This window comes from Neorhizobium galegae, assembly GCF_017877055.1.
Taxonomy (GTDB): domain Bacteria; phylum Pseudomonadota; class Alphaproteobacteria; order Rhizobiales; family Rhizobiaceae; genus Neorhizobium; species Neorhizobium galegae_D.
Genome location: NZ_JAGIPG010000002.1, coordinates 1,248,426 through 1,262,256, shown reverse-complemented (window position 1 = coordinate 1,262,256; position 13,831 = coordinate 1,248,426). Strand labels below are relative to the sequence as shown.

The following is a 13,831-nucleotide window of genomic DNA, read 5'->3' as shown; positions in this document are numbered from 1 at the left end:
GTTACCTCATGAAGAAGATCTGGATTTTTGCCGGCGTTCTTGTCGCTGCCGGCGTTGCGGGCTGGGAGTTCCGCGATCGGCTTCCCTTTCTTTCACCCTTCATCCAGCAGGCATCCGCCGATACCGGCGACAGTCAGCAGTCGGGCGCGCCGCGTCGGCGCGGCGCGGGCGGACCGCCGCCTGCGGTCAAGACGGTCGCTGCCACCCGGACCGCGCTTCCGATGGACGTCACCGCCGCCGGTGCGGCCAGTGCGGACGAGAACACCACGATCGCCGCGCAGCAACCGGGCGTCGTGGTCAGCATCGCGGCGACCGATGGCGCCTTCGTCAAGGCGGGCGACCTGATCGCCAAGCTCGACGACCGCACCGCCAAGGCAGCACTCGACAAGGACAAAGCGCTGCTCCTCCGTGACCAGGCGACGCTGACCCAGGCTCAAACCGCGCTCACCCGCGCCAACGACCTGCTGCGCGGCAATGCCGGCACCCAGCAAGCCGTTGATCAGGCGAGGGCGGCACAGGATACCGCGGCCGCCACCGTACAGAGCGATAATGCGGCAATTGCCGCCGATCAGATCGATCTCGACCATACCGATATCCGCGCGCCCTTCGACGGGCGGCTCGGCGATATCGGCATCAGCACCGGCGCCTATCTGAGTGCCGGCTCGGCGGTGGTGACGATCGCCAAATACGACCCGATCTATGTGAAATTCCACCTTCCCGAGGCCTATCTCGGCCAGCTCAAGCAAGGCTCGTCAGCGAATGCGGTGGCGGTCGATGCTCTGCCGCAAGGCGGCGGCACCTCAGCCAAGGGAACCTTGAGCTTCTTCGACAACAGCATCGACCCGGCTTCGGGCACGATCCTCGCCAAGGCCAGGTTCGACAATCCATCCGGCGCACTCTGGCCGGGACAATCGCTGAACGTCACCGTGCATTTCCAGAGCGACGACAACGACATCGTGGTGCCGACCGTGGCGGTCAATCCGGGCGTCGATAGCCCGTTCGTCTATGCGGTCGGCGACGACAAGAAGGTCCACGTAACGCTGGTCCAGATTGCCCGTTCCAACGGCCCGAACACGGCGATTGCCAGCGGGCTCACCGAAGGGGCGCATGTGGTGGTCGAGGGCCAGGTGCAGCTCGTCGATGGCGCGACCGTCGTCGAGCAGTTCGGCAGCGGCCAAAAGACGGCCGGTGCCAAGGGTAGCGATCAGGCGATCGAATTGGGGGCAGCGCAATGATCCCCGAATTCTGCATCCGCCGCCCGGTCGCCACCACGCTGCTCGCCATCGGCGCCGTGCTCGCCGGCCTTGCCGGTTACCAGCTGCTGCCGGTCGCCGCCCTGCCGCAGGTCGATTTCCCGACCATCAACGTCTCCGCGCAGCTGACGGGCGCCTCGCCGCAGACCATGGCGACCGCTGTCTCGACGCCGCTGATCAAACAGTTCGAGACGATCCCCGGGATCAGCGAAATCAGCGCCACCAACTCGCTCGGCAATACCTCGATCGTGCTGCAGTTCGACCTCAACCGCAATATCGACGCGGCGGCGGCCGACGTGCAGGCGGCGATCTCGCATGCGACCCGGCAGCTGCCGGACAACATGACGACGCCGCCGAGCTACCGCAAGACCAACCCTGCCGATGCGCCGGTCCTGCTTTTGTCGATCCGCAGCGACACGATGCCGCGCAGCAAGATCGACGAGATCGCCGAGGACGTGCTCTCCCCATCCCTCTCGACGCTTCCGGGCGTTGCGGAAGTCTCGATCTTCGGCGCCCAGACCTATGCGGTGCGCGTCGAGGTCGATCCCAACAAGCTGCAGGCCCGCAATCTGGGCGTCGACAACGTCACCAATGCGATTGCCAGCGCAAACAGCCAGGCGCCGGTTGGCTCGCTCGAAAACAACAGCCAGCGGCTGACCATCAATGCCGACACCCAGCGAACCAATGCCGACCAGTTCCGCTCGCTGGTGGTCGCCAGCCCGAACGGCGCGCCCGTCCATCTCGGCGACGTCGCCAACGTTCAGGACAGCGTCGCGAACCTCGACGCGGGAAGCTGGTATGACGGCAACCAGTCGATCATCCTCGCCATCCAGCGCCAGCCGGATGCCAACACGGTGGATGTCGTCGATTCGGTGCGCGCAAAACTGCCCGGGCTGTCCGCCGAACTGCCGGCCTCGGTGTCGATCGCCGTCATGAACGATTCTTCCACCGCGATCCGCGCCTCGATATCGGACGTTCAGTTCACGCTGATGCTGACGATCGGCCTCGTCGTGCTGGTCATCTATCTCTTCCTCGGCCGGATCACCGCAACGCTGGTTCCGGGGCTTGCCGTGCCGCTGTCGCTGATCACCACGTTCGGCGCCATGTATGTGCTCGGCTACAGCATCGACAACATCTCGCTGCTCGGGCTGACGCTTGCGGTCGGCCTGGTGGTGGATGATGCGATCGTCATGCTGGAAAACATCATGCGGCATGTCGAGGACGGGATGCCGCCGATGCAGGCGGCCTTGCAGGGCGCCGGCGAAGTCAGCTCGACGATCATTTCCATGTCGGTATCGCTGATCGCCGTGTTCATTCCCATCCTTTTGATGGGCGGGGTGGTCGGGCGGCTGTTCAACGAATTCGGCATGGTGGTGGCGCTCGCCATCATCGCTTCGGCTATCGTCTCGCTGACGGTAACGCCGATGCTCGGCTCGCGGCTTTCCGGCGCGGAACATCACCCGGGCCTGATGGTGCGCATCTTCGACGCCGGCTTCAGCCGCACGCTGAAGGGTTATGACCGGGCCGTCGGCTGGTGCCTCAGGAACCGGGCGATCATCCTCATCGTCTTTCTCGCCTCGGTCGGTGCCTCGGCCTATCTGTTCCGGACGCTGCCGTCGAGCTTCTTCCCGCAGGAGGATATCGGCCGCCTGACCATCTCGACCCGTGCCCGCGAGGACATTTCCTACCCGGCGATGCGCGACCTGCAGGCGCAGGTGGCCGCCGCCGTACAGCAGAACCCGGCGGTCAACCACGTCACCTCGATCGTCGGCAGCAACGGCCGCAGCTCGCTCAACAACGGCACGATCTGGGTGGAACTGAAGGACCGAGGTGAGCGCCCGCCGCTCGACCAGACGCTGCGCGAACTGAGGCAGGCAACCTCCAGGTTTGCCGGGATGAAAACCTTCATTACGCCGCAGCAGAGCCTGCGCTTCGGCGGCCGCGCGACGGCGAGCCAATACCAGCTCGTGGTGCAGGCGCTGAAAGCCTCGCAGACCAGCGAATGGTCGGACAAGATCCAGACAGCGATGCGCGCCGACCGGGCGCATTTCACCGACGTCACCTCCGACGCCCAGAACGACGCGATCGAAGCCAATATCAAGGTCGACCCCGAAAAGGCAGCCTCGTTCGGAATTACCGACGACGAGCTGCGCAAGACGCTGCAGATGGCATTCGGCGGGTATACGGCCGCCGAAATCCAATCGACCGGCGACAGCTACGACGTGATCACCGAGTTCGACAATACCCAGCAGTGGAACGACCAAATGCTGCAGGATGTCAGGGTCATGTCCTCGAACGGCTCGCTGGTGCCGCTCTCGAATTTCGCGACGATCGTGCGGCAGACGGCGCCCGTCACCATCAACCAGACCGGCCAACTGGTCTCGACGACGGTGTCGTTCAACCTGCCGGCCGGCGTCTCGCTCTCGGATGCGACGGCTGCGATCGATCAGATCAAGGCGAACCTGCAGATGCCGAACGACGTGTTCATCTCATATGGCGGCACGGCGCAGATCTTTCAGCAGAGCCAGGGCAATACGCCGCTGCTGATTCTGGCCGCGGTGCTGACCATCTATGTGGTGCTCGGGGTGCTCTACGAGAGCTTCATCCACCCGCTGACGATCCTGTCGGGCCTGCCGGCGGCGGCCTTCGGGGCGTTGCTGGCGCTGAAACTGTTCGGCTTCGACCTGTCGATTATCGCGCTGATCGGGCTTCTGATGCTGATCGGTATCGTCAAGAAGAACGCGATCATGATGATCGACGTTGCGGTGGAGACGATGCGCACCAAGGGTGAGACGGCGGCCGTCGCGATCCACGAGGCCTGCGTGCGACGCTTTAGGCCGATCATGATGACCACCTTCTGTGCCCTGCTCGGAGCGCTGCCGATCGCACTCGGCACCGGCGCCTCCTCCGAGCTTCGACAGCCGCTCGGCATCGCGGTCGTCGGCGGGCTGATCGTTTCCCAGGCGCTGACGCTGTTCATCACGCCCGTCATCTTCGTGGAAATGGATCGGTTCGAGCGCTTCCTCGGAAGGCTGTGGAGGAAGAAAGGCGAGGAGCGGCACGAGGCAAACGACGATGTGCCGACGGCGATTGCCGCGGAGTGATGCCCCTCACCCCGCCGTTCCGTTCGGGGGCGGCGAACGGGCTCCAGCGCAGGTAACCTTAACCGATAACCTGAACAGACGAACTCGTTTGCATTAGCCACCGCTAAAGCTTCTTATAGGTTGCGCAGCGCAGTGTTGCGTACGCGCTGGGCGGTCGGGCTTGGGGGTCGCCCGGCCGCTTTCAGCTTCAGGCAGGTGGCCGGAAACTCAGAAACTTTCTGCCAGTTTCGGGAAATCCCTGATCAGCCCATCCCGCACCACGAAGCTGATCGGCTCGTTCGGATACCGCTTGGTATCGACCAGCAGCCTTGCGAAGATGACGCGTCGCTCGTCCTTCGTCGCCCAGCCGACGAACCAGCCGAGCGGGCGGTCGTAATCCACCTTGCCGGCCTTGTCGCGCAGCCAGCCGGAACCGGTCTTGCCCTGGATGTCCCAGCCGTCGCCGGCCTGGAAATGCGGCACGATCGCCAGCGTCATGTCGACCGCATGTTCGGAGATCGGCAGGCCGCCGTTCAGGAACCTGCGGAGGAACCGAACCTGCTCATCCGGCGAAATCTTCAGCGACGACATCAGCCAGGATTCGGTCAGGCCGTCGGTATTGCCGGGGCCGCCGGCAATGTCGCGATTGCCGTAGCCGAAGCGCTGGATGTAATCCGCAAAGGCTTTGCTGCCGAGCTTGCGGGTGATTTCCTGCGAATACCAGACGATCGATTCCTTTTCCCAGATCAGCGGATCGACGTCCTTGCGCACCCGCTCCGGGCCCTTGAATTTGGCCTGGTATTTCCAGCGCGGGTTCTGGGCATCGGTGAGGATGCCGGCATCATAGCCCATCATGGCCAAAGGCAGTTTGAAGGTTGATTGCGGATAAAAACCCCGGTCGCAGGTGCCCTGGCGATAAAGCGCATCGCCGCTGTCCTCGTCGATGATCACGGTGCAGCGGATCGGATCGGCGGCACCAGCGGAGGTGCAATCGAGAAAAGTCGCGGTAATTCCAAGAGAAAATGCGAGAAGGAAAGAATTTCTGAAAGCCATCGAGGTGCTCCAAGTGTAGTGACGCAGCCTTTCTAGGTCGGCTTGCGAGCCCCAATCAAACGATGATATCTGCGGGCAGGCATGAATCAAATTAGGGCATGGCCATGGTTCGACCATATTTGCCGCTGAACGCGCTGCGCGCCTTCGAGGCGGCCGCGCGCCACCTCTCCTTCACCCGGGCGGCGATCGAGCTCAACGTCACTCAGGCAGCCGTCAGCCACCAGGTGAAGCTGCTCGAACAGCGGCTCGGCGTGACCCTGTTCCGGCGCCTGCCGCGCGGACTGATGATCACCGAGGAAGGGTTGGCGCTGCTGCCGGCGCTGCAGGACAGTTTCGACCGGATGGCGGACATGCTGGAGCGGTTCGAGGGCGGGCATGTGCGCGAGGTGCTGAAACTCGGCGCGGTCGGCACACTCGCGGTCGGCTGGCTGCTGCCGCGGCTTGTCGACTTCCGGGAGAAATATCCGTTCATCGACCTGAGGCTCTCGACCAACAACAACCGCGTCGATATCGCGGCCGAAGGGCTAGACTACACGATCAAGTTCGGCAACGGCGCCTGGCACGATATCGAGGCGGAAGCGCTGTTCGAGACGCCGCTTTCCGTCCTCTGCGTGCCGCCTATCGCAAGGCAGCTAAAAGCCCCGGAGGACGTCGCCCACCAGACGTTGCTGCGTTCCTACCGCGCTGACGAATGGCCAAGCTGGTTCGAGGCAGCGCAGGTCGCCCCGCCGCAGATTCGCGGGCTGGTGTTCGACTCATCGGTGCTGATGGTCGAGGCGGCGATGCAAGGGGCCGGCGTGGCGCTCGCCCCTCCCCTAATGTTTTCCCGCCAGCTTGCCGCGGGCATGATCGAACAGCCGTTCCCGCTCACCATTTCCAAGGGCAGCTACTGGCTGACGCGGCTCCAATCGCGCACCGTGACGCCGGCCATGGAGATGTTCCGCAACTGGCTTGCGGAACAGGCGGCGGAGACGCGCAGGCAGCTGAACTGACAATTAAGGACAAACTGCAATCCATCCAACTGTACACGCCCAACTGTTGTAGCTCGCAAAGCCCTGAATAATGGTACTCAGCGAAACCAGTCCCGCACTCACGGTAACTACGACAGCAGATACCCTCTGCCAGAACGAGAATGTAAATCGCTTTTCGATGGTAATGACGCGGCCATTCCAATGAAGGACGCCGCTTCGATCGATACCAAGGTTGTTAAGCTCTTCGATTCCAACGACGCGCACGCCTTCAGGCCAGCTCGCTGCGTCCGGAATAAAAAGTGGCACGTCTTGTAGTGCCCTTTCGCGTTCATCTTCGCGGTAGCCCACTAAACACTCCATAGTCGAATGAGCAACGATAGCGCGCAAATCGCAACTCTGCTATCCAATCCCCCGGAGGCACGTTGATCTGAACCCTGCTATTTCGGTCATCGCTCACTCCTCCCCTTGCCATCCCGGCCGCCTTGTGCGATCACCCGCCCTCTCAAAAATTCCGGGCGCAAGCAGCGCCCCTTTCGCGTTCGGAGCCCTGCCAGCACATGGTCGCGGCTTCGGTTCAATGACTTTCGATGGATAAAAGGAGCACGGCGATGGCACGGGCGCTCGGGCTTGATTTCGGCACCACGAATACGGTTATGGCACTGGCGGATGGTGGCAGCGCCACGCATTCGATGCGCTTCACCAGCAGTGCCGGCGTGAGCGATTCGATGCGCACGGCGCTTTCCTTCATGAAGGATCCGGTGATGGGGGCGCAGGCGCTGAAGGTCGAGGCCGGACAGGCGGCGATCCGCCAGTTCATCGACAATCCCGGCGACTGTCGTTTTCTCCAGTCGATCAAGACGTTTGCGGCAAGCGCGCTGTTCCAGGGCACGCTGGTGTTTGCCCGCCGGCATGTCTTCGAGGACCTGATGGAGATCTTCCTGAAACGCCTGAAGGCCTACGCGGAGGACAACTGGCCGACCGACGTGTCGCGGGTGATCGCCGGACGGCCGGTGCATTTCGCCGGGGCCAATCCGGATGCCAAGCTTGCGACCGAGCGTTACAACGAGGCGCTGACGCGGCTCGGCTTTCCCGAGATCCACTATGTCTACGAGCCGGTGGCGGCCGCCTATTATTTCGCCCAGACGCTGAAGAGCGATGCCACCGTTCTCGTCGCCGATTTCGGCGGCGGCACGACCGACTATTCGCTGATCCGCTTCGAGACCAAGGCGGGCAAGCTGACCGCCACCCCGATCGGCCATTCGGGCGTCGGCGTCGCCGGCGACCATTTCGACTACCGGATGATCGACAACCTGGTGTCGCCGGAAATCGGCAAGGGCAGCAAGTTCAAGAGTTTCGACAAGGTGCTGGACGTGCCGGCCGGCTATTACGTCAATTTCGGCCGCTGGAACCAGCTTTCGATCTTCAAGACCAGCCGCGAGTTCACCGACCTCAAATCGCTGGTGCGTTCGGCGCTGGAGCCGGAGAAGCTCGAACTGTTCATCGATCTCGTCGATCATGACGAGGGTTACCCGCTCTATCAGGCGATTTCGGCGACCAAGATGGCGCTGTCGGGAGCTGAGGAAGCCGAGTTCAATTTCGCACCGCTCGGCAAGGCGGGCCGCAAAATCGTGAAGCGCACGGATTTCGAAAGCTGGATCAGCGAAGACCTCGGCCGCATCGAGGGCGCGCTCGACGAGGTGCTGGAAAAGACCGGCACGGCGCCTGGAGAGATCGACAAGGTGTTCCTGACCGGCGGCACGTCCTTCGTGCCGGCCGTGCGGCGGATCTTCACGCAACGATTCGATGCCGGCAAGATCGAGACCGGCGGCGAACTGTTGTCGATCGCCCATGGCCTGGCGCTCATCGGTGAGAGTGACAATATCGCGCAATGGGCGGCGTGAGGTCGTTCTTTCTGCCGCATGCCCCTATCTGCAGAATTCCGCATGGGCGAAAACCCCAGCCGATCTCCCCCTTGAGGGGAAGATGCCCGGCAGGGCAGAGGAGGTGTCGCCGCACGGTCTCCGTCCACATGACATCGCCCATTCGAGCCCGAAACCGGTTCCCTCGTCCACGCGACATGCTGTAGTGTGAACGTGATGGACATCGTGAAAGACCTAGACGCCCCCGAGCTCGCCGCCCTTCTGCATTTCTATGCGGATGCGGGCGTGGATTGGCTTGTCGAAGACGAGCCTGTCGATCGGTTCGCGCAGTTTGCGGCACAGAAGGCGACGCAGGCCGAGGCCAGGGCACCCGCATCCGCGCGTCAACAAACGGCAAACAACGAGCAGGCTCCTGCCCCCCGAACGGCGGCGCCGAATCGCACCGCGACGACCGCGCGGGCCTCAGCCCCGCCGCCCGCTTCCGCCCCGGTCTCGGTGCCGGACGAACAGGCGGTCGCCTCGGCCCGATTCGCGGCCGAAAGCGCGCGGTCGCTCGACGAACTCAAGACCGCGCTCGAAGCCTTCAACGGCTGCAACCTGAAGAACGGTGCGCGCAATACCGTGTTTGCCAGCGGCAGTGCCGCATCCGGCATCATGGTAATCGGCCCGATGCCGAATGCGGATGACGACCGCGACGGCATTCCCTTTTCCGGGCGGCAGGGGCAATTGCTCGACCGCATGCTCGGCGCGATCGGTCTTTCCCGCGACGGCGTCCTGCTCACCAATGTCATCCCTTGGCGGCCGCCGGGCAACCGCATGCCGTCGCAGGCGGAGATGGATATCTGCCGGCCGTTCCTGGAACGCCAGGTGGCACTTGCCGAACCGAAACTGCTGCTGCTGCTCGGCAATTTTCCGGCCCGCTTCTTCTTCGGCGGCAATGGCACGATCCATTCGATGCGCGGCGAATGGCGCGACCTCTCCTTCGGCGGAATCGCTGTGTCGGCGATCGCCACGCTGCATCCACAGGAACTGCTCGCCGCACCCGCCAACAAGGCGCTGGCGTGGCAGGACCTTTTGATGTTCAAAATGCGGTTTTCCGGGCACTGACTGCCGCCATTTCAGGCAGATTTCTCAACAATTTACCCAAAGTTACGGAAATATGAAGAATGCCATGCAAACAACGCATGGCAGCGCGGCGTTTTGCTGCATTGCAGAATCGATGTTGCGCTGCAATATGGGCGGTGTGTCTTGGGAGGAATTCTAGGTTTAAGGAACCAAGGCCAATGACGACCCGCTTCCGCCCGATCCATTCGGGTTTCGAGACTCTTCGCATCGCAGGCCTGTCGCCGCGCTCGACGAAGGGTTATCACCATTTCGGCTCTGCAACGAACGAGCAGCTTACCTCCCGCGCCATGGCGCGTCCGGTCGGCGTCACGCGTCCGGCTTCGGTCTTCGCCGATTTCCGCGAACGTTGATCGCGCGATCCAAGGAAGCACCAGCCATGACAGCCATCCTCCACCCGATCCGCACCCTGCGTGAGAACTTTTCTCACATCGGCGCTGCCGTGAACGCCTCGCGCGAATTCAGCCGCGCCGGTGCTGTCCGCGCTTCCGCCGAAGCGGCCAACCCGGTCACCGCGGCCATTCCGCTTTAAGCATAACGTTTCACGCACCGGGCGGCGAAGCTTTGCGGGCCGCCTTTCGCTCGAGCCCCAGCTGGTGCTCGCGATAGATGATGAAAATCCCCGCCGATACCGTGATCGCCGTCCCAACCAGCATGGTTGCCGTCGGCACATCCCCGAACAGAACATAAGCGATGCAGATCCCGAGAAGGATCGAGGTGTATTCGAACGGTGCGACCGTCGAGACATCCGCGTTGCGGTAGCTTTCGGTTAGCAAAATCTGTCCGATGCCGCCGCAGAATCCCGAGCCGATCAGGAAAAGCTTCTCGGGCATCGTCAGCGCCGTCCAGCCGAAGGGCAGGCTGGCAAGAGAAAACAGCGCGCCCGAAAGCGAGAAATAGAGCACGATCGTCGCCGTCTTCTCGGTGCGCACGAGCTGGCGCGTCTGGATCATCGCAAAGCCCGCCAGCACCGCCGAGAGGATGACGGAGGCGGCGCCCAGCGCCTGCTCCGAGCCCATGCCGCCCTGTTCGAACATGGTGAGCTTCGGCCAGGAGATGATCACCACCCCGACCATTCCGACCATGACCGCGCTCCAGCGGTAGATGCGCACTGTCTCCTTCAGGAAGATCGCGGCAAAGACGACCGCCAGCAGCGGCGAGGAATAACCGATCGCGATCGCATCCGGCATCGGCAGGTGGACCAGGCCGTAAAAGCCGAAAACCATGGAGAGAATGCCGAGGAAGCCCCGTTTCACATGGCCGGTCAGGCTGTTCGTGTGGAAAGCGCCGCGCAACTCACCCTGGAAGGCGAGATAGACCATGATCGGCACGAGCGCGAAGGCGGAACGGTAAAAGGTGATCTGCCCCGCCGGGATATCAGGACCTGCCGATTTGATACAGGTCTGCATCATCACGAAGATCACCACGGAGGTGACTTTGAACATGATCCCGCGCAGGGGATTCAGGGCATCGGCGGCCATCAACAACTCATGGGGATTTTGGCGGAAAATCCGGTCCGCACTGACAGGACGTTTTGGGGAGACGATCTGGGGAGATTCAGTTTGACGGCAAAGTAACGGAAAAGTGCCGTGAAGGGGATCAAAACTGATGATAGGTCGATCAATATCCGTGACCCAATGAAAGATTACGCGACATATACCGGAATGAAATCAGGCTCTATTTTAGCCAGAGTTTCAACAATCGTTTAGCATTGCGTGTAATTATCCGCGCGGCGACGGGTATGTGCCAATCCGGGAATGCTGCGAAGCTCCCGATACCAATTTGAAGAGCCGGTTCAGGAAGCAACATGCGAACAGATACGGGCCAGATCGTTCATCTGGCAGATTACCGCCCCACCGACTTCGTCCTGGAACGCGTCGATCTGACCTTCGAGCTCGACCCTACCAATACGAAGGTTGATGCGCGGCTGATCTTCCACCGGCGCGAAGGTGTCGATCCGTCTGCACCGCTGGTGCTGGATGGCGACGAACTTACGCTGTCCGGACTGCTGCTCGACCAGAACGAAGTGCCCGCGGCGCAGTATGATGCGACGCCGGAAAGCCTGACGATCCGCGACCTGCCGGCCGAACAGCCCTTCGAAATCACCGTCACCACTTTCATCAATCCGGAAGCCAACACCCAGCTGATGGGCCTCTATCGGACCAACGGCGTCTACTGCACCCAGTGCGAGGCGGAAGGCTTCCGCCGCATCACCTATTTCCCGGACCGGCCGGACGTGCTGGCGCCCTATACGATCACCATCATCGGTGACAAGGCCGCCAACCCGGTCATGCTGTCGAACGGCAATTTCCTCGGCGGCGCGGGTTATGACGAGGGCCGCGCGTTTGCCGCATGGTTCGACCCGCATCCGAAGCCGAGCTATCTCTTCGCGCTGGTCGCCGGCGATCTCGGCGTGGTCGAGGACACGTTCGTCACCATGTCCGAGCGCGAAGTCACGCTGAAGATCTATGTGGAGCACGGCAAGGAGGCGCGCGCGGCCTATGCCATGGACGCGCTGAAGCGTTCGATGAAGTGGGACGAGGAGCGGTTCGGCCGCGAATACGACCTCGACATCTTCATGATCGTCGCCGTGTCGGACTTCAACATGGGGGCCATGGAGAACAAGGGCCTCAACGTCTTCAACGACAAATACGTGCTCGCCGACCCGGAAACCGCGACCGACCAGGACTACGCGAATATCGAGGCGATCATCGCCCACGAATATTTCCACAACTGGACCGGCAACCGCATCACCTGTCGCGACTGGTTCCAGCTCTGCCTCAAGGAAGGCCTGACGGTCTATCGCGACCACGAGTTTTCCGCCGACCAGCGTTCGCGCGCGGTGAAGCGCATCGCCGAAGTCCGGCATCTGAAATCGGAGCAGTTCCCGGAAGACGCAGGTCCGCTCGCGCATCCGGTCCGCCCGACCAAATACCGCGAGATCAACAATTTCTACACGACGACCGTCTATGAAAAGGGTTCTGAAGTCACCCGCATGATCGCCACGCTGCTCGGCCGCGACTATTTCAAGGCGGGCATGGACCTCTATTTCGAGCGCCATGACGGGCAGGCCGCGACGGTCGAGGATTTCGTCAAGTCGTTCGAGGATGCGAGCGGCCGCGACCTGACACAGTTCTCGCTCTGGTACCACCAGGCCGGCACGCCTCTCGTCACCGTGTCGAGCGACTACGACCAGGCAAGCGGCACGTTCAAGCTGTCGCTCGAGCAGATGACCCCGGCGACCCCTGGCCAGACGGCCAAGGAGCCGATGCATATCCCGCTCTCCTTCGCGCTCATCCTCGACAACGGCTCGGCGGCAGTGCCGACCAAGGTCGCAGGCGGCGAGGTGACCGGCGACGTGCTGCATCTGACCGAGCGCCGCCAGACCTTCACCTTCTCGGGCATTTCCTCCCGTCCGGTGCTGTCGCTCAACCGGTCGTTCTCGGCGCCGATCAACCTGCATCTCGACCAGACGCCGGTCGATCTCGCCCATATCGCCCGCCACGACAGCGATCTCTTCGCCCGCTGGCAGGCGCTGACCGACCTTGCCCTGCCCAACCTGATGCAGGCGGCGCGCGATGCCCGTGAGGGCAAGGCGATCACTTGCGATCCGTCCTTCGTTGCAGCACTTCTGGAAGCCGCCGGAGACGAGACGCTGGAGCCGGCCTTCCGCGCCCAGGCACTGACGCTGCCGAGCGAGGCCGACATTGCCCGCGAACTCGGCGGCAACAACGACCCGGATGCGATCCATGCGGGCCGCAACGCCATTCTTTCGGAAATTGCCAAGGCCGGAACCAAGACCTTCCAACGTCTGTTCGAAGATATGAAGGTCAAAGGCGCCTTTACGCCGGATGCGGCAAGTGCTGGCATGCGCTCGCTGCACAACACGGCACTTTCCTATCTGACCTATGCGGAAGGAACGCCGGCCCGCGCAGCCGAAGCCTTCGCATCAGCCGACAACATGACCGATCTCGTCCAGGCGCTGGCGGTGCTTGCGCACCGCTTCCCGGATGCATCGGAAACAGCAAAGGCGCTCGACACGTTCCTGACACGCTTCGACGGCAATGCTCTGGTGATCGACAAGTGGTTCTCGACCCAGGCGACCATTCCCGGTGCGGGCGCGCTTGCCCGCGTCAAGGCGCTGATGGAAAACCCGCGCTTCACCGCCACCAATCCGAACCGGGTACGCTCGCTGATCGGCACGTTCGCCTTCGGCAATCCGACCGGCTTCAACCGCGCCGATGGCGAAGGCTACCGGTTCCTCGCCGAGCAGATCCTGGCGATCGATCCACGCAATCCGCAGCTCGCCGCCCGCATCCTGACCTCGATGCGGTCGTGGCGGTCGCTGGAGCCGCAGCGTGCCGACCATGCCCGCGCTGCTTTGTCGACCATCGAGCATGCGGCGACACTCTCGGCCGACGTGCGCGACATCGTCGAGCGGATGCTGAAGGGGTGAACCTGAGGGACCG

The 13,831-nt window shown here is 62.7% G+C and carries 11 protein-coding genes; 8 read left to right on the top strand and 3 right to left on the bottom strand.

The window, feature by feature from the left end:
- Positions 1-8: 8 nt before the first annotated feature.
- Both J2857_RS16550 and J2857_RS16545 read left to right on the top strand, forming a co-directional pair.
- The gene (locus J2857_RS16550) at positions 9-1,235 is read left to right on the top strand and encodes an efflux RND transporter periplasmic adaptor subunit (protein ID WP_210011185.1); all 1,227 of its coding nucleotides are present in this window, start codon (positions 9-11) and stop codon (positions 1,233-1,235) included.
- Positions 1,232-4,357, top strand: coding sequence for an efflux RND transporter permease subunit (locus J2857_RS16545; RefSeq protein ID WP_210011184.1), 3,126 nt, complete (start codon positions 1,232-1,234; stop codon positions 4,355-4,357). The genes J2857_RS16550 and J2857_RS16545 overlap by 4 nt, the downstream gene beginning before the upstream one ends.
- Before the next feature lie 207 nt (positions 4,358-4,564).
- On the opposite strand, the gene blaOXA is transcribed toward J2857_RS16545, so the two are convergent.
- Positions 4,565-5,389 carry a class D beta-lactamase gene (blaOXA, locus tag J2857_RS16540; RefSeq protein ID WP_210011183.1) on the bottom strand — a complete coding sequence of 275 codons (825 nt, stop codon included), beginning with the start codon at positions 5,387-5,389 and terminating at the stop codon, positions 4,565-4,567.
- A gap of 104 nt (positions 5,390-5,493) precedes the next feature.
- Between blaOXA and J2857_RS16535 the strand changes: the two genes are divergently transcribed.
- The gene (locus J2857_RS16535; RefSeq protein WP_210011182.1) at positions 5,494-6,381 is read left to right on the top strand and encodes a LysR family transcriptional regulator; all 888 of its coding nucleotides are present in this window, start codon (positions 5,494-5,496) and stop codon (positions 6,379-6,381) included.
- A 3-nt stretch (positions 6,382-6,384) separates the two neighbouring features.
- On the opposite strand, the gene J2857_RS16530 is transcribed toward J2857_RS16535, so the two are convergent.
- Positions 6,385-6,708, bottom strand: coding sequence for a hypothetical protein (locus J2857_RS16530; RefSeq protein ID WP_210011181.1), 324 nt, complete (start codon positions 6,706-6,708; stop codon positions 6,385-6,387).
- Positions 6,709-6,968: 260 nt separating this feature from the next.
- Between J2857_RS16530 and J2857_RS16525 the strand changes: the two genes are divergently transcribed.
- The 4 genes from J2857_RS16525 (at position 6,969) to J2857_RS16510 (ending at position 9,894) form a co-directional block, all read left to right on the top strand.
- A complete protein-coding gene (locus J2857_RS16525) occupies positions 6,969-8,261 on the top strand; it encodes an Hsp70 family protein (protein WP_210011180.1) in 1,293 nt (430 codons plus the stop codon).
- Between the two features lie 195 nt (positions 8,262-8,456).
- On the top strand, positions 8,457-9,347 hold the full coding sequence (locus J2857_RS16520; protein WP_210011179.1) for a uracil-DNA glycosylase: 891 nt from the start codon (positions 8,457-8,459) through the stop codon (positions 9,345-9,347).
- 176 nt (positions 9,348-9,523) lie between these two features.
- Entirely contained in the window at positions 9,524-9,715 is a 192-nt protein-coding gene (locus tag J2857_RS16515; protein ID WP_210011178.1) for a hypothetical protein, read from the top strand.
- A gap of 26 nt (positions 9,716-9,741) precedes the next feature.
- Positions 9,742-9,894, top strand: a complete 153-nt coding sequence (locus J2857_RS16510) for a hypothetical protein (protein WP_210011177.1) — start codon at positions 9,742-9,744, stop codon at positions 9,892-9,894.
- Between the two features lie 10 nt (positions 9,895-9,904).
- Here J2857_RS16510 and J2857_RS16505 read toward each other — a convergent pair whose 3' ends face one another.
- Positions 9,905-10,843 carry a DMT family transporter gene (locus J2857_RS16505; RefSeq protein WP_210011176.1) on the bottom strand — a complete coding sequence of 313 codons (939 nt, stop codon included), beginning with the start codon at positions 10,841-10,843 and terminating at the stop codon, positions 9,905-9,907.
- Between the two features lie 326 nt (positions 10,844-11,169).
- Between J2857_RS16505 and pepN the strand changes: the two genes are divergently transcribed.
- Positions 11,170-13,818: an aminopeptidase N gene (gene pepN, locus J2857_RS16500; RefSeq protein WP_210011175.1), complete on the top strand. Its 2,649-nt coding sequence runs from the start codon at positions 11,170-11,172 to the stop codon at positions 13,816-13,818.
- Positions 13,819-13,831 lie beyond the last annotated feature (13 nt).

What these genes read in the sequence shown, in the direction of transcription:
- J2857_RS16515 (WP_210011178.1), top strand. Translation starts at nt 9,524, where the DNA reads ATGACGACCCGCTTCCGCCCGATCCATTCGGGTTTCGAGACTCTTCGC.
- J2857_RS16545 (WP_210011184.1), top strand. Translation starts at nt 1,232, where the DNA reads ATGATCCCCGAATTCTGCATCCGCCGCCCGGTCGCCACCACGCTGCTC.
- J2857_RS16525 (WP_210011180.1), top strand. Translation starts at nt 6,969, where the DNA reads ATGGCACGGGCGCTCGGGCTTGATTTCGGCACCACGAATACGGTTATG.
- J2857_RS16510 (WP_210011177.1), top strand. Translation starts at nt 9,742, where the DNA reads ATGACAGCCATCCTCCACCCGATCCGCACCCTGCGTGAGAACTTTTCT.
- pepN (WP_210011175.1), top strand. Translation starts at nt 11,170, where the DNA reads ATGCGAACAGATACGGGCCAGATCGTTCATCTGGCAGATTACCGCCCC.
- J2857_RS16550 (WP_210011185.1), top strand. Translation starts at nt 9, where the DNA reads ATGAAGAAGATCTGGATTTTTGCCGGCGTTCTTGTCGCTGCCGGCGTT.
- blaOXA (WP_210011183.1), bottom strand. Translation starts at nt 5,389, where the DNA reads ATGGCTTTCAGAAATTCTTTCCTTCTCGCATTTTCTCTTGGAATTACC.
- J2857_RS16505 (WP_210011176.1), bottom strand. Translation starts at nt 10,843, where the DNA reads ATGGCCGCCGATGCCCTGAATCCCCTGCGCGGGATCATGTTCAAAGTC.
- J2857_RS16520 (WP_210011179.1), top strand. Translation starts at nt 8,457, where the DNA reads ATGGACATCGTGAAAGACCTAGACGCCCCCGAGCTCGCCGCCCTTCTG.
- J2857_RS16535 (WP_210011182.1), top strand. Translation starts at nt 5,494, where the DNA reads ATGGTTCGACCATATTTGCCGCTGAACGCGCTGCGCGCCTTCGAGGCG.